Origin of the sequence: Arthrobacter sp. (assembly GCF_030540645.1) — a bacterium.
GTDB lineage: Bacteria > Actinomycetota > Actinomycetes > Actinomycetales > Micrococcaceae > Specibacter.
The window spans coordinates 45446-61372 of sequence record NZ_JAUNVV010000005.1 but is presented as its reverse complement, the minus strand read 5'-3'; the positions used below and the strand labels follow the sequence as shown (position 1 = coordinate 61372).

Here is a 15927-nt window from a genome sequence, read left to right as displayed (position 1 = left end):
TATGAAGGGGTGTGCTGCTACTTTTCGCGTTTGAGCGGAACGACGTTTAATGCCGTGGTCTCAGCACTGGTGGTGTCGGCCGTGGTGGGTGCTGCATTCCCGCCCTCAGCGGTGTCAGCGGCACCCTCTTTGAGCACACCTTTTCCTGTTTTCGTGTCAGTTTTTGTACCTGGTTCTTTGCTCCCAGAAGAGGGTACGGCGGCCGGGGCGGCAGCCGCAGGAGCGTCCGCCCCGAGGGCGGCAGTACCGGGCTGGGCCACATCAACCGGCTTGGCGGCCGTACTCGTCTTGGGTGCAGCGGGCTGTGCAGCAGTTACAGGCTTCACTTCGGTTGCAGCCTTCGCTTCTGCCGTCGGTTTCGATTCAACGAAAGGCTGCGCGGCGGGCGGCTCAACACTGATGGCTTGGCCGCCGAACTCGGCGATGTCCGTTTCCAGGGTGCGCAGCATGGATTCGGCATCCTCCACCATTCGGGCGCTGTCAGCGGCGTAGCCCTTGACAAGCCACTGGGCCAGGGCAAATTCGGCGCTGAGGGCGGCACGTCGCAGCAGGTGGGGGTCGGGGGTTTCGTGACGGGCCGCGGCGTATGCCTGCATCACAGCATCAACGAATCGAGGTTCATGAACGGCAACCAGCCAGGCAAAGTCGTCGGCAGGGTCTCCAATCCGCAGCTCGGTCCAGCCCATGACGGCCGTGACCTGGTCGCGGTCGAGCAGGATATTGTCTTCATGCAAGTCACCGTGGACCACGCAGGGGTTGAAGCGCCACAGCGCCACATCCTCCATGGCGTGCTCCCAACGGCGCAGCAGCGACGGCGGGATCTTGCCTGTGGTGGCTGACTGGTCCAGTTCGTTGAGCTTGCGTTGGCGGAACTCGTTGGCGGTGTAGCTGGGCAGGTCATGGGTGGTGACAAGACCCTGCGGAAGGTCATGGATGGCGGCAATTGCCACACCAATTTCCTTCGCCAAAGCGTCGGTGCCACCAGCTAGGTACTCCACCGACTCGGCCTTGCCCACAATGTGCGAGTACACGAAGGTGATCAATTCGCCCTGCCGAACAGTCCCGGCCACGGTGGGCAGCAGGAAGGGCAGCTCCGCCCTGATGGCGGGGGAAAAGGCACGTAAAACCTCGCGCTCAGTTTCCAACCGGGTGCTGGCCTCGGCATGGCGGGGCGAACGGACACGCCAGCGGCGTTTTTCCGAGTCAACCAACAAAGCAGAGCAGAAATCAGCTGCATCGTCGGGTCCGGGCCCAAACGCGGTGACATTGAGTCCGGGCACGGCGGCGCTGGCGATGGCGGCCAATTCGATTGCAGTCATTCTTCTCACACCTCCACCGTAGAACGCAAAAGCTCCAACTCCGCGTCGCTGAGGCGGCGAGTCGCAAGAAGTCCTTCCCAAACGATGTCTACCCACTGGGGCAAAGACGCTGGCTTGTCCACAATCACGTGCTCTTGAATACGAAAAACGGCTCCTGATGCGTACGGTATAACTATGCTCACAACGAATGCTTCCCCGGTAGCCGCACTTGATAGGCAATGCGAACAGCGAACAGCTCCGGGGTACCTTGCGGCGGTACTGGAGACCGTCGATTATCGAGTGGTGGTTTTTCACCGCGGCCGGGCACTCATGGACGGCGGAAACCTGGCATATCTTGACCCGGAGTGCATTGATCCGGCGTATCGGGACCTTGCCGGGGATGTTCTCCCGCTCGGCGGTACCCACGTTTATCTGGGCAAGGTGGGACCTGGCCAAACACACCGGCTGGCTGCAGCCACCGACATTGTGCTCCTGTCCCTGCCTCTTAGTGCCCTGCCGGAAGATGCCTCAGAACTGTCTTGGGCGCCGCTGGGCAACGTGTTTGCCGGGTACCGCGACGTCGCCCAACATCTCAACGCGGTGGATGCCCAAGTCTTTGTTGAAGCCCAGGCCGTTGCCCAATGGCATGGCAGTCATGTGCACTGCCCACGTTGCGGGAGTTCCACTGAGTCGCAGTCCGCTGGGTGGATGCGTCGCTGCACCGCCGACGGTTCTCAACATTTTCCGCGCACCGACCCCGCAGCCATTGTTGCAATCGTTGGAGCTGACGATCGAATCCTGCTTGCGAACAACTATGCATGGAACGAGAACAGGTACTCCACAGTTGCCGGATTTGTTGAGGCGGGGGAGAGCGCAGAGCAGGCCGCAGTGCGTGAAATTGCCGAGGAAGTAGGTGTTCACCTGCACTCTTTGACTTACGTCTCCTCACAGGCTTGGCCATTCCCACGCTCGTTGATGTTTGGATTCATCGGGTTCACCAACGACACGGAAGCCACCCCAGATCGCAGCGAAGTCAGGGATGCGCGGTGGTTTGAGCGGGAAGAATTGCAGGCCGCCGTTCTCAGTGGTGACGCCGTGATCTCGCACAAGGCCTCCATTGCCCGGTCTTTGATCGAGCTATGGTATGGCGGCCCCATTCTGGAACCTGGTGAACAGGCGTGAGCTTTGACCCGCATCAATCAGGGCTGCCGGTCATGGATGAACGCACAGCGGAGGAACGCATCCTGGCCGGGCTGGACGAGGAGCAACGCACAGTCGCTACTACCTTGAACGGGCCACTGTGTGTTTTGGCCGGTGCAGGCACCGGAAAGACCAGGGCCATCACCCACCGCATCGCCTACGGCGTGCATACGGGGGTTTACAACCCCAACCGCCTGCTTGCCGTGACGTTCACGGCAAGGGCAGCGGCTGAAATGCGCACGCGGCTGCGTGATCTTGGCGTGGGCACAGTCCAAGCCCGCACCTTCCATGCCGCAGCGCTGCGGCAGTTGCAGTATTTCTGGCCGCACGCCGTCGGAGGTCAATTGCCAGGCCTGCTGGACCACAAGGCCCAGACCATCGCAGAGGCCGCCCGCCGCCTGCGGCTGCCCACCGACAGGGCCGCCATCCGGGACTTGGCCGCCGAGATCGAGTGGGCCAAAGTTTCCATGCTGACACCGGAGACGTACCTGCTTAAGGCAGTGGACCGCGGTGACCCCGGAGGCCTGGACAAGGTGGCGGTGGGACGGCTTTTTCAGGCCTATGAAGACGTCAAAGCGGACAGGAACCAGATCGACTTTGAGGATGTCCTGCTGATCACCGTGGGCATCCTGCAGGAAGACCCGCGCGTGGCGGCCACGGTTCGGGACCAGTACCGGCACTTCGTCGTTGACGAGTACCAGGATGTGTCCCCGCTCCAGCAGCGCATGCTCGACTTATGGCTGGGCGGGCGCGATGAGCTCTGTGTGGTGGGCGACGCCAGCCAGACGATTTACTCCTTTACCGGTGCCACGCCGCGGCACCTGCTGGACTTTCCCAAACGCTATCCCGACGCCCAAGTGGTCAAGCTGGTTCGTGATTACCGCTCCACACCTCAAGTGGTTGGATTGGCCAACTCGCTGCTGGGCAACCGCCGCAGCGGCGGGCTCACTGCGGACGCGTTGTGGTCGGCACCCTTGGAGCTGGTGGCCCAGCGCCCGAACGGGCCGTCGGCGGAATTCCTTGAGTGCAGCGATGATGAAGCAGAAGCCGCCGCCGTTGCAGCCCGCATCAAGATTCTGATGTCGCACGGCACGGCTGCCAGCGAGATTGCTGTGCTGTTCCGCACGAACGGCCAGTCTGAAGCATATGAACAGGCGCTGACGGCCGCTGGGGTGGGGTATCAGCTGCGTGGCGGGGAACGTTTCTTTGCCCGCAAGGAAGTTCGCGACGCCATGCTGCAGTTACGGGCCTCTTCGCGGGCTGCCGAGGACGAGCCGCTGGGACAGCTCGTGCGTGATGTGCTCAGTAATCTGGGCTACCAATCGGAGGCACCCAAGACCGGCGGTGCCGTACGGGAACGCTGGGAGTCGCTCTCAGCTATTGTGGCGCTGGCTGATGAATTGGTGGTTTCCCGCAGCACGCCTGAGCACACCTTCAATGTGATTGACTTTGTGGCTGAACTGCAGGAACGGACATCCGCTCAGCATGCACCCACCGTCCAGGGGGTGACACTGGCGTCGTTGCACTCGGCCAAGGGCTTGGAATGGGATGCGGTGTTCCTTGTCGGACTCAGCGAGGGGCTCATGCCAATCTCCTTCGCCGACACGGCTGAAACCGTTGATGAAGAACGGCGCCTGCTGTACGTGGGGATCACCCGAGCCCGGGAGTTCCTGAACTTTTCCTGGTCCACGGCACGCACGCCGGGAGGGCGTGCCAACCGCAAGCCCTCCCGTTTTCTTGACGGGATGCGTCCCAACTCCGTGGGAGGGGCAGCTGCCGGTCCACGTCAGGCGTCCACACGCAAGTCGCGCAAGGCCACAGGGCCTTCGGTGTGCAGGGTGTGCGGAAAAATCCTCAACACGGGTGCTGAACGGAAGGTGGGGCGCTGCCCCGACTGCCCGCCCGGCTACGACGAAGCCATCTTCGAGGAACTGCGTGAGTGGCGGCTGGCCGAAGCCACTTCCGCCGCCGTACCGGCGTTTGTGGTGTTCACCGACGCCACGTTGATGGCCATCGCGGAGGAGGCACCCCAAGACCTTGAAGCATTGGCAGCAATGCCTGGCGTGGGCCCCTCCAAGCTTGAACGTTACGGTGAGTCCGTGCTGGAGATCGTGGCCAAGGGCTGATTTTGCCATTGGCACCCGCAGTCAGGATGGACGCGGAAGTCTTGCTGCGTCCACCGGCCGTTGTCGGGGTGGAAGGTCATGACCGAGGACCAGGAACTGGGTTGGTTGACCGCGTCCAGAAAGAGGAGCACCTGGGCCGCCGCTGTTCCGGCCAGGGTGGTGGAGAGTGCGGCATTCTCCAGCGATTCTGCTCGCGGCCTACGGTCAGCCGACGGTTCGTGAAGCACGGCGAGTTGGGTGCAGACTTCAAGCCACAAGGGGTCGTGGGCGCTGCGGTGCCGCTCAACGCATTCGGCGCACGCTGTAACACCCGGCAGGACCAAGGGGCCCACCGTGCCGTCCTGTTCGCGCACCAGAACCAGCAGGTGGGGACGCTCGGCGGACATGAAGCGGGCTGTGGTCGGTGCCGGCACGGCGTCGTGACCCACCACAACGGCAAGGTCAAGGCACTGCACGCTGGGACCCCCAGCCCCTCCGTCGTGCACGATGTGCGCTTGGCAGCCCGGATCGATCCGCAACAAGTGCCTACGCACGGCCACTGAACGGGACAAACCTATATCGCTGAGGTTGAAGGAAGTGGGCCCGACATCGGTTGCCGTGACGGGGGAGTCGTCTTCGAGCAGTATGGTGCCCACGCCGGCGCTGACAAGGACTGCGGCCAGGGCTGCCCCCGTGCGCCCCAGTCCGATCAGATGGATGACGCCATGTTCGCGACGTGCCATGAGGCTTTGACAGGGGCCTTGATGCAGGCCCAGAAGTGCTGATCGCTCCGGTAACAGCCGCTCTGCCCTGAAACCCTGTGTGCGAAGTTCGGCGTCGCTAAAGAGCAAACCCGCAAGCATGGCGCAGATTTCCTGGGCCCGCAGCTCCGCCACTCCGAGCGAAACTGCCTGGGCCAGCACCTGAGCGTCGGAGATTCCATGACGCAGGGCCTGCACAAATGTCATTTCTGAATCCAACAGGCCCTCGAGGATCAGGCCGCCTGCACCCACCCCGATCTGGACTCCATGCGGACCGCGTCGCACCATGCGCAACCCTGGATTGATGGTGGTCATGCCAGCCTCCTGCGGTCTCGTTGCCTCAGATTCTTCGAACGGTGCCCTCAGTGACGATCATGGCATCTTGTACGGGTTCATGCTGGCCGTTATCCACAGGCAGAAGTTCTCCACAGTGGGATACCACAGGGGTGCGGCGGCCGCTCTATGCCTGTACCGTCGAAACATGGCAGCACCATCAACAGCACACAAGCCAAGGAGCCCGAAGTCCTTGGATGCGCAGCGCCGCGAACCCGTCGGGAAGGACACTCCGGGGCCGTTGGGCGACTCATTCTCACGCCACACGCTCAGTACCGGGGAATATGTGGTGGTCCGGCGCACGGCCAGACGAAAAACCGGGCTTGCCGCGTTCTGGGAAGCCGGGCAGGCCGTCATCGCTGTGCCTGCTCGGTTGAGCATCGAGGATGAACAGTATTGGGTGCCGCGCATGGTGGCCAAACTTGAACAGGGGACAAGTGCACAACTCGGGCGGGGCGGGATGGGGTCCAGCGACGAAGTACTCCTGCAACGCAGCCTGAAGCTATCAAAAACTTACCTTGGCGCACGCGCTGTCCCGGTCTCCGTACGGTGGGTGCGTAATCAGAACGGCCGCTGGGGTTCAGCCACGCCTGCGCGCAAGACCATTCGGATTTCACACCATGTTCAAGGCATGCCCGAATGGGTGCTGGATTACGTCCTACTGCACGAACTCGCCCACCTCATTCATGCGAACCACAGCCCGGAGTTTTGGGCCGTGCTGGCCGGCTACCCACAGCTCGAAATGGCCAAGTCGTTCCTGGAGGGGGCCTCCTTTGCCGCCTCCCGAAACATCAGTGGGCTGGAAGGCGACATGGATGACACGGCCGAAGACTCCAGAAGTGCGATGTTCGAGGGTTAACGTTTCAGCGCGCGGCTTGGAGGATCAGCCTATTTTTCATAGGTCAGCAGGGTTGTCCGTATCGGGGTCCTGTTTGCCAGGCTCCGGCTCTTCGGACTCTTGAGGCTCGTTCTTCAGGGGTTCGTTGTCTTCGAAGCCCCCGTCAAGAAGCTTCGCCAGGGCTGCATCCACGTCGGCCTCGGAAGCGTCTTCGGCGCTGCGGCGGGCGCTGAAGCCTGCTGCATCGTCAAGATCTGCTGCGGTGGGAAGCAGGTCTGGATGTGCCCAGATCGCGTCACGTCCAACGATCCCGCGCTGTTCCTTCAGTGAAGCCCAGAGAGCAGCGGCCTCGCGCAGCCTGCGGGGGCGCAGTTCCAAGCCAACAAGTGAGCCAAAGGCATGCTCGGCAGGGCCGCCCGTTGCACGGCGGCGGCGGATGGTTTCACGGATGGCCGAGGCTGCGGGCAGATTTGCCGCAGCTTCGAAGGTCAGCTCATCAACCCAGCCTTCCACAAGGGCAAGGGCAGTTTCCAGCTTCGACAACGCGGCTTCCTGTTCGGGCGTGCGTGCCGGCATGAAGACACCCTCAGACAGGGCCGCCTGCATTGCTTCGGGATTGGAGGGGTCCAGATTGTGGGCGAGATCCTCAATCCGGGACATGTCGATGTGGATGCCGCGGGCGTAGGATTCAATGGCGCCCAGCAGGTGGCCGCGTAGCCACGGAACCTGTACAAACAAACGGGCATGGGCGGCCTCGCGCAGGGCAAGAAACAGGCGGATTTCCTGTTCGGGGACTTCAAGCCCCTCGCCAAATGCCTTGACGTTTGCCGGCAGCAGCGCCATCTGGAGATCGGCCAACGGGATGCCAATGTCGGTGGAACCGAGCACTTCCTTGGCTAGGGCGCCGACAGCCTGTCCCAGCTGCAGTCCGAACAAGGCCCCGCCCATGTTCTGCATCATGTTGGCGGCGTCGCCCATCATGGCTTTCATCTCAGCCGGAAGCTGCTCATTCATGGCAGTGGAGATGGCAAAGGCAATGCTGTTGGCCACCGGCTCGGTCAACCGCTGCCACGTGCCCAGGGTTTCTTCCACCCATTCAGCGCGTGACCAGGCGCGGCCAATGATGGAGGTAGCAGCAAGGTCGGTGTACGGGTCAAGCCACATTTCGGCCAGACGCAATGCTTCGTCAACTTCGCGCTGCTGGGCAGGGGTCACCGAAGGATCATCCCCGGCGGCGGCCTTGCGTGCAGCGTCATGGGCGAGCTCCCAGTTGACCGGTGTGTCTGAGGATCCGCTCATCATGGACTGGACCTGGGCAAACATTTGCGCCAGTGCATTGGGATCAGAGGGCAGCCCGGCGGCCTTGGCCAGCTCAGCTGGATCAAAACCCTCCATGCCCTGCCCGCCCAAAAGGTTGGCGAGCATTTCCTGAAGGGGGTCCTTCGGGGTTTCGTCGTCGTTATTGGCTGGTGTGGAAGACATGATGGCCCGATCGTTGGCGTGGACGCTGAATAACCTCACGTTACCGCCGTCCTGTTGCGTTGTCGCCCTATGCAAGGGCACTGTTCGCTCTAGGCAAAGGGTTCGCACCTGCCCCATACTCCAGCGTGTCATTCATTGCCAAATCACAGCAGCGGCACAAGCACCGCACAACTTGACGCAGTAGGCTAGGGGTTTGGCGCCCCTTGTTCGTGCAGGCGCCGGTGCGACTCAAGAGAGCTTGGAAAGGTCATCGCTTTGAGCCAGGAGATTTTAGAACCGGAGAGCCCGCCCACGGCAGTCCGCGACCGCAGATTCTCCTTGATGGTGGGCTCCGGCGTGATAGCAGTGGTACTCGCGGTGGCGGCCATGACGATTCCTGTTCCGTACGTCATTGAATCTCCCGGCCCGGCCATCAACACTATTGGTGAGTTCAACGGAAAGCCCATTATTACCGTTACCGGGCATGACAGCTTCCCTTCCAACAGCGGCAGCCTGGACCTGACCACCGTGCGTTTAACCGGCGGCCTGCCTGACAGCCACATCAATTTCTTCGATGCGCTCAAGTCCTGGCTCACGCCGTCTCAAACGCTGTATCCGGCTGAACTCATTTATGCGCCGGGTATCAGCCAGGAAACCGTTAATAGCGAGAACTCTGCGGCCATGACAGGCTCACAGGAAAACGCCACGGCGGCTGCCCTGACCGCCTTGAGCATTGACTTTGAGTCAAATCTGGCCGTGGCCTCGATCCCGGACGGTGGTGCTGCATCGGGCATTCTCAAGCCCGACGACGTCCTTCTCACCATCGGAGGGCAGCAGGTGACCAGCTTGTCCGTCATCCAGACGGTGCTGGCCAAGGGGGCCGGAACTGCGGAGGAACTTGAAATCCGCCGCGGCGGCGAGGACATGACGGTTTCAGTGACACCGAAGAAGAACAGCGATGGCAAGTATCTTTTGGGAATTGCCCTGCAAAACACGTTCAAGTTCCCCTTCGATGTCAAGATTTCCGTTGAGAACATTGGCGGTCCCAGCGCAGGGATGATCTTTGCTCTGGGCATCATGGACAAACTAACCCCGGGGGACCTCACCGGTGGCAAGCAGTTTGCCGGTACGGGAACCATTGACCCGCAGGGACAAGTCGGCGCCATTGGTGGAATTGCGCAGAAGATGGTTGGGGCCCGCGGAGAAGGGGCAGATTACTTCTTGGCCCCTGCAGCGAACTGTGCGGATGTTGTGGGCCATGTGCCCGACGGGCTGCAGGTCATTAAAGTCAACACACTTCAAGAGGCCTACAACGCTGTTTCCCTCATTGGTTCCGGAGGAGACGGTTCAACCTTGCCTACCTGTAAATAACGATTGAACAGCTCTGAGTAACGATCGTGCATCATGCGGAACTCGTGCCACACGCCATTCGTGGCACAAGGTATGAAGCACCAGGCAATTTTTTTCATCAACACCAGTCGAGTAAGAGGTAGAGAGTGACATCCCGACCATCCCCGTCGCCGAACAAAACCGTCAGGCCCAAGCGTCGCAGTGCCCTGCTGCCCACCATTATTGTGGTGGCAGCGCTGGTGGTTGCCCTGGTGATTTTCTCCGGAATATACACGGACATGCTCTGGTTCAATCAGGTCGGTTTTGCCGGTGTGTTCTGGACAGAACGCATTGCCAAGCTGCTGATTTTCCTTGCAGGTTTCCTCATTATGGCCTTGGCGGTGTATTTCTCTATCCGAGCAGCCTACAAGGCCCGGCCCGTCTATGCCCCGGACAGCGCCCATGAGGACAGTCTGAACCGGTATCAGGCACAGCTTGAACCAGTGCGCCGGGTTGTCATGTTGGGTGTTCCCATTGTCTTCGGCTTGTTTGCCGGAACGGCTGCCATGGCCCAATGGGAAAAGGTCATGCTGTTTTTGTACCAGGTCCCGTTTGGTACCACTGACCCAGAATTCGGCATGGACGTCAGTTTTTACACCAACACGTTGCCGTTCCTGGGTTTTGCAACGGGGATGCTCATCAGTGCCACGGTGATTGCGTTTATTGCCGGAGTCCTCACCCATTACCTCTACGGTGCCATCCGACTGACTGAACGTGGTATCTTCACCTCCCGAGCAGCCCAGATTCACATCGCCATCCTGGCCGGAGTGTTCTTGTTGTTGCTGGGTGTCAACTTCTGGTTGGGCCGTTTCGCCACGTTGCAGGACAACTCCGGCTACCGCGCCGGTGCCATGTTCACTGACGTCAATGCCGTGATCCCCACCAAGGCCATTCTGGCTGCCGCCGCCATCATCGTTGCGATTCTTTTCATCGTCGCTGCCTTCTTGGGTAAGTGGAAGCTGCCCTTGATTGGCACTGGCATGCTGGTTATCACTGCGATTGTGGCTGGTGGTTTGTACCCGTGGGCCGTCCAGGAATGGCAGGTCAAACCGTCTGAAGGCAATGTGGAGCTTCCATACATTGCGCGCAATATCGACATGACTCGTCAGGCCTATGGGCTGTCCGGAATGGAAGTCACGCCCTACAACGCCACCACGACGGCGACGCCCGGTGCGTTGCGCCAAGACGCTGATACTGCAGCAAACATCAGGTTGCTGGACCCGAACTTGATTTCATCCACTTTTGCCCAGCTTGAACAGTACCGCCCGTATTACAAGTTCCCGAAGACCCTGAACGTCGATCGGTACACCATTAACGGTAAGGTCCAGGATGCTGTGATCGCTGTGCGCGAGTTGAATCCCAATGGGATCGACCCCGACCAGCAGAGCTGGTACAACCAGCACCTGGTCTACACCCACGGTTATGGCGTGGTTGCCGCGTATGGAAACACTGTCACCTCCGACGGTAAGCCCGTGTTCATGCAATCTGGTGTGCCTTCCGAGGGAGTGTTGGGGACGGACACCAGCTACCAGCCGCGCATCTACTTTGGTCAGTCAACCAGTGACTACTCAATTGTTGGTGCACCCACGGGGACTGCTCCCATTGAATTGGACCGACCCACGGGAAACAGCCCCACCACCACCACTGACAACCCATCTGATGAGTCACTGACAACTTTTACCGGCAACGCCGGCCCCAATGTGGGCAACTGGTTTAACCGCGTCATGTATGCGTTGAAGTTCCAGTCCTCGGACCTGCTGCTGACCAACGGCGTGAATGAAAAGTCGCAGATCCTTTACGACCGCACCCCGGCTGAACGTGTTGCCAAGGTGGCCCCGTACCTGACCCTGGACGGGAATCCCTATCCCACCATTGTTGACGGCAAGGTCAAATGGATTGTGGACGGCTACACCACCAGCTCCTACTATCCATATTCGCAGCAGCAGCAGCTGCAGGAAGCCACCACGGATTCCCTGACGGACACCGGTGGCATCCGGCCGCTTCCGAATGCTTCAGTGAACTACATCCGCAACTCCGTCAAGGCAACAGTGGACGCTTACGACGGTTCGGTGGAGCTGTATGCCTGGGATGCGCAGGATCCGATTCTGAAGGCTTGGGAGAAGGTCTTCCCCACCAGCGTGAAGCCGTTCACGGAGATGTCCGCAGATGTCATGTCCCATGTGCGCTACCCGGAAGATTTGTTCAAGGTGCAGCGCGAACTGTTGGGCCGGTACCACGTGACCGATCCTACGAACTTCTTTAAGAACACGCTGGCGTGGAGCGTCCCTGACGACCCCACGACCAAGGCCGTTGACAAGCAGCCACCCTACTACCTGTCCTTGAAGATGCCCGGCCAGGACAAGACTGCGTTCTCCCTGACCACCGACTTCATCCCCCAGGAAGTTAAAAACACCGACTCCCGCAACATTTTGTACGGTTTCATGGCTGCAAATGGTGACGCCGGCAATGTCAAGGGCGTCAAGAGTCCTGACTATGGGAAATTGCAGCTGCTTCAATTGCCTGACGCCACACAGGTGCCGGGACCGGGGCAGGTGCAAAACACGTTCCAGTCCGATCCTTCGGTTTCAGAACAGTTGAACGTGCTCAAGCTGGGCCAGTCCGACGTTATCAACGGCAACCTGCTCACCCTTCCCATGGGTGGTGGCATGCTATATGTGCAGCCGGTCTACGTGAAGTCCACGGGCTCGACGTCGTACCCCACCCTGCAGCGCGTGCTCGTCGCATTTGGTGACAAAATTGGTTATGCGGCAACGTTGAACGAGGCCCTTGACCAGCTCTTTGGCGGTGACTCCGGCGCAGCGGCAGGTGATGCTGGCGTCCAGAAGGATCCCGGTGCAGCGGGTAGCTCCACGGAGGGTACGGTTACTCCTCCGTCCGCCAACGGAAATGCGGCGCTGGGCAAGGCGCTCAACGACGCAAACACTGCCTTGAAGGACGGCCAGACCGCACTCAGCCAAGGTGACTTCACCGCATACGGGGAAGCCCAAAAGCGTTTGGAGGCAGCCATCGCTGCAGCGCTGGCTGCCGAGGGTGCCGCGGCCACACCTGCGGCACCGAGCGCTGAGCCGAGCGCAACACCCTAGCTCCGGCGTCGTGCATATGAAGTGAAGGGCCCGGTTGCCTCACGGCGGCCGGGCCCTTCTGTGCGCGGGCCCGCAATTTGTGAGGAGACGAAGCTCACGTGCTGTGGGTTTGGTGTCACGGTAGCTCCCGCGTAAAGTAATTACTACAACGCGGGGTGGAGCAGTTCGGTAGCTCGCCGGGCTCATAACCCGGAGGTCACAGGTTCAAATCCTGTCCCCGCAACAGAAGAGAAAAACCCTCGGTCAGCTGGCCGGGGGTTTTTCGTCGTCTGAACGAAGCGGTTAGAACGGCCAGGACACGGGCACCAGGAACACAGCCACGGCCAGGTACAGCACCATGACCACGGCAGAGGCCACGCTGACACACATCAGCAGCGTCAAGGGGGTAGGCCGGCCTCGGCTGCCACAGTCAATGTAATGGGGATGATGATCAAGACCGTTGCAGTGTTGCTGATTCGCTGGCGCAGCATCTTGGTGGTTCCTGTCTTGGTGATGGCAGCAGAGAGTTGAATCATTCCCGCCACTAAAATGAGCGTCTGCCCCGCCATGGACCTGTGGACCTGGCCCATGGTTACGACGTGGTTAAGGACCATGGCGAAGGCTGCCAGCAGAGCGGCCACGGATGCGGGGGACAAGGCTGGTAGTCATCATGACAACCATGGCGAGCAGGATGATAGGTACCGGAATTGCGCGGGGTCCCAGCGGGGCCGTCTGCCGACGGATGGCTCTGACTTGGTCCGCCCGTGTGGGTGGTGCAGGAGACTTTCCTGCACGCTGGTGTGCAAGAACCACCAACGAGGCACTTTCGGTGACCGTACCGGGATAAACTCCTGTGCCGATCAAGTTCGAGCTGGGAGCCACAAGCACCTCCGCCGCTCCAAGGACTTGCTCACAAGACCGCAGGCGACGCCGCTTCCCTCGGTGACATCCACCATTATCCCGTGTGCCTTGGCCAACTCAGCGATGTGAGCAGCCTTGCTGGGCATTACGAGAAAGTCACCTGCGCTCAAAGTTTCCTGTTTCAGCGGTTTGCTGGCAGCACTTTGCAGACTGATCAAGGTGCACCTCACCGTCGATGGCTTTGGCAACCACAAAAATGGTCGCGATGAGCACCACCGTTTGGGAAGTGGAAGCGGAGAACGCATTGTCCAGATCAATGAACACATCGGTGGCTGACAATCCAGGGTGTGGTTCTACATCGCGTATGAATTGTGATGTTTTCCAATGAACAATAGCTGGAGTCTGCTGCTATTCTGACAGCATGCAAAGTGGATAGACCAAACTTAGGCTCTATCCACGGCGCAATGGGCGCCCTTGGTAAAAGATAAATAGTAGGAACAACAATGCAGTTCTTTGAAGTATTTTGGTCAATAACCATCGCCTTCCTCTTCCTGGCCTATTTGATCCTGCTTTTTCAGATCATTGCCGATATTTTTAGGGATGGCTCGCTTTCGGGTATTTTTAAGGCAATTTGGATTTTCTTCCTGTTTGTCACCCCCTATATTTCGGCTCTCGTTTACCTTATTGCCCGCGGCAATGGGATGACACTGCGGAGCGCCAACGCTGCAAATGCTGCGCAGCAGAGCGGCGAGGAATATCTACGCAGGGTGGCGGGAACTCAAAGCCCAGCAGACCAGATCTCGGCAGCCAAGTCCTTGTTGGATTCAGGAACCATCACGGAAACTGAGTACACGCAGCTCAAGGCCAAGGCACTTGCCTGATTGAATGCTGGACAGGCCGCCTCAAGCCACTGTGATCTGACTGGATCCAACCATCCGGTCCTGAACGGTGTGGGCTAAAATGCGAATAACTTAGTGAAGCAACGGCGGACTCCACAGGTCCGCCGTTGCTTGTTTTTCATTCCGCCCATTTTCCGTGAAGGAGTGTGTTTTGTTGACTATTGGCAATTGGTTCACCGACGCCGAGCACATAGCGTGGCTGCTGCTAGTTCTACACGTGGTTGTCGGGGCAATCGCAGTAGCTTACATCTCCGCTAGGCGACGGCCGGCAACGGCCATTGCCTGGATGCTCACCATTATTTTCATCCCATATGTTGGCCTCGTAGCATTCTTGCTGGTGGGGTTCACCCGCCTGCCGAAGGCTCGCCGGGAGAAGCAGATCCACGTGAATAGACTCATCATGGAGCGGACTGAAGGGCTGGACCAGCACAGCCACCGTGAGGACTGGCCCAAAGGCCTGTCCACACTCGTCACTCTCAACAACAACCTGGGCGCGCTGCCCATGGTGGGCGGCAACGACGTCGAACTTCTTCCGGACTACCACGGCTCGATCGAGGCGATGGCCCATGCGATTGATTCAGCCGAACGCTACGTTCACGTGGAGTTCTACATCCTGGTCCACGACGCCGCCACTAAACCGTTCTTTGACGCGCTGGAGCGGGCATGCCGGCGAGGAGTGACGGTGCGAGTACTCAGCGACCACCTGGCCGCATTGATGAACCCGGGTCGGAAGGAAACTCTGGCATGCCTGGCGGACATGGGTGCCGAATACCATGCCATGCTGCCGTTGCGGCCGTGGAAGGGGAACTTTCAGCGGATTGACCTGCGCAATCACCGCAAGCTGTTGGTAGTGGATGGCGGGGTGGGGTTTGCCGGCTCGCAAAACCTGGTCCATGAGAGCTACAACAAGAAAAAGAACATTGCCCGCGGACTGCGTTGGCATGAGCTGATGATGCGTGTGCGCGGGCCCGTGGTTCGCGAGCTTGACGCCGTGTTTGTTACCGATTGGTTCAGCGAGACCGACGTTCTGCTGGAACTGGACACCTCGCCGGTCATCATGGACCCGGCCAAGCATCTTGTGGATGCCCAAGTAGTGCCGAGTGGGCCAAGTTTCGAAAATGACAACAGCATGAAGCTTTTTGTTTCCATGATTCACCAAGCCACCGAACGAATCAGCATCACCAGCCCATACTTCGTGCCTGAAGATTCAGTGTTGCTGGCCATCATCACCGCAGCCGGGCGAGGCCTGTCAGTGGAACTATTCGTCTCCGAGATAGGGGATCAGGCCATGGTCTACCATGCCCAGCGCTCCTACTATGAGGCCCTGCTGCGTGCCGGTGTGAAGATATTTTTGTACAAGTCCCCTGAAGTGCTGCACTCCAAGCACTTCAGTATTGATGCCGACGTTGCTGTGATCGGATCCTCCAACATGGACATCAGATCCTTCTCGCTGAACATGGAAATCTCAGTGTTGATCCACAGCGCATCCTTCGTGGAACAAATGCGTGCAGTGGAGGACGGGTACCGTGCCAACAGCAAGGAGCTTGCGCTCGAAGACTGGATCAACCGGCCACGCTGGGAAAAGTTCTGGGACAGCGCTGCAAGACTGACCTCCAACCTGCAATAGTCCCCATGCCCTCCCCAACGCCATCCGCTGGCGCGTCTGTCTCCGGGGCCCCTCGGGCGTGTGGGCCCAACC

Annotated in this window: 12 protein-coding genes and 1 tRNA gene; 8 read left to right on the top strand and 5 right to left on the bottom strand. The window is 59.8% G+C overall.

The genetic code is table 11. The features are described from left to right. Positions 1-17 precede the first annotated feature (17 nt). The gene (locus tag Q4P21_RS02120) at positions 18-1319 is read right to left on the bottom strand and encodes a macrolide 2'-phosphotransferase (protein ID WP_303387214.1); all 1302 of its coding nucleotides are present in this window, start codon (positions 1317-1319) and stop codon (positions 18-20) included. A gap of 174 nt (positions 1320-1493) precedes the next feature. Here Q4P21_RS02120 and nudC point away from each other — a divergent pair, with 174 nt between their 5' ends. Further along, positions 1494-2480 carry an NAD(+) diphosphatase gene (gene nudC / locus Q4P21_RS02115; protein ID WP_303387213.1) on the top strand — a complete coding sequence of 329 codons (987 nt, stop codon included), beginning with the start codon at positions 1494-1496 and terminating at the stop codon, positions 2478-2480. 32 nt (positions 2481-2512) lie between these two features. Next, positions 2513-4624: an ATP-dependent DNA helicase UvrD2 gene (locus tag Q4P21_RS02110; RefSeq protein WP_303387212.1), complete on the top strand. Its 2112-nt coding sequence runs from the start codon at positions 2513-2515 to the stop codon at positions 4622-4624. Here the strand turns inward: Q4P21_RS02110 and Q4P21_RS02105 are convergent. Next, positions 4585-5679, bottom strand: coding sequence for a ThiF family adenylyltransferase (locus Q4P21_RS02105; protein WP_303387211.1), 1095 nt, complete (start codon positions 5677-5679; stop codon positions 4585-4587). The genes Q4P21_RS02110 and Q4P21_RS02105 overlap by 40 nt on opposite strands. A 166-nt stretch (positions 5680-5845) precedes the next feature. Between Q4P21_RS02105 and Q4P21_RS02100 the strand changes: the two genes are divergently transcribed. Further along, the gene (locus tag Q4P21_RS02100; protein ID WP_303387210.1) at positions 5846-6556 is read left to right on the top strand and encodes a M48 family metallopeptidase; all 711 of its coding nucleotides are present in this window, start codon (positions 5846-5848) and stop codon (positions 6554-6556) included. Positions 6557-6592: 36 nt separating this feature from the next. On the opposite strand, the gene Q4P21_RS02095 is transcribed toward Q4P21_RS02100, so the two are convergent. Continuing rightward, the gene (locus Q4P21_RS02095; RefSeq protein ID WP_303387209.1) at positions 6593-8017 is read right to left on the bottom strand and encodes a zinc-dependent metalloprotease; all 1425 of its coding nucleotides are present in this window, start codon (positions 8015-8017) and stop codon (positions 6593-6595) included. Positions 8018-8272: 255 nt separating this feature from the next. Here Q4P21_RS02095 and Q4P21_RS02090 point away from each other — a divergent pair, with 255 nt between their 5' ends. From Q4P21_RS02090 to Q4P21_RS02080, 3 genes are all read left to right on the top strand, one after another. Continuing rightward, positions 8273-9367 (top strand): PDZ domain-containing protein, encoded by a 1095-nt coding sequence (locus Q4P21_RS02090; RefSeq protein WP_303387208.1) that lies wholly within the window; start codon positions 8273-8275, stop codon positions 9365-9367. A 125-nt stretch (positions 9368-9492) separates the two neighbouring features. Continuing rightward, entirely contained in the window at positions 9493-12489 is a 2997-nt protein-coding gene (locus tag Q4P21_RS02085) for a UPF0182 family protein (protein ID WP_303387207.1), read from the top strand. A gap of 149 nt (positions 12490-12638) precedes the next feature. Beyond that, positions 12639-12712, top strand: a tRNA-Met gene (locus tag Q4P21_RS02080). Between the two features lie 154 nt (positions 12713-12866). On the opposite strand, the gene Q4P21_RS02075 is transcribed toward Q4P21_RS02080, so the two are convergent. Next, positions 12867-13124 (bottom strand): hypothetical protein, encoded by a 258-nt coding sequence (locus Q4P21_RS02075; RefSeq protein ID WP_303387206.1) that lies wholly within the window; start codon positions 13122-13124, stop codon positions 12867-12869. A 361-nt stretch (positions 13125-13485) separates the two neighbouring features. Beyond that, entirely contained in the window at positions 13486-13668 is a 183-nt protein-coding gene (locus tag Q4P21_RS02070) for a hypothetical protein (protein WP_303387205.1), read from the bottom strand. A gap of 164 nt (positions 13669-13832) precedes the next feature. Here Q4P21_RS02070 and Q4P21_RS02065 point away from each other — a divergent pair, with 164 nt between their 5' ends. Then, a complete protein-coding gene (locus tag Q4P21_RS02065) occupies positions 13833-14210 on the top strand; it encodes an SHOCT domain-containing protein (RefSeq protein WP_303387204.1) in 378 nt (125 codons plus the stop codon). 178 nt (positions 14211-14388) lie between these two features. Continuing rightward, a complete protein-coding gene (gene cls, locus Q4P21_RS02060) occupies positions 14389-15855 on the top strand; it encodes a cardiolipin synthase (RefSeq protein WP_303387224.1) in 1467 nt (488 codons plus the stop codon). Positions 15856-15927 lie beyond the last annotated feature (72 nt).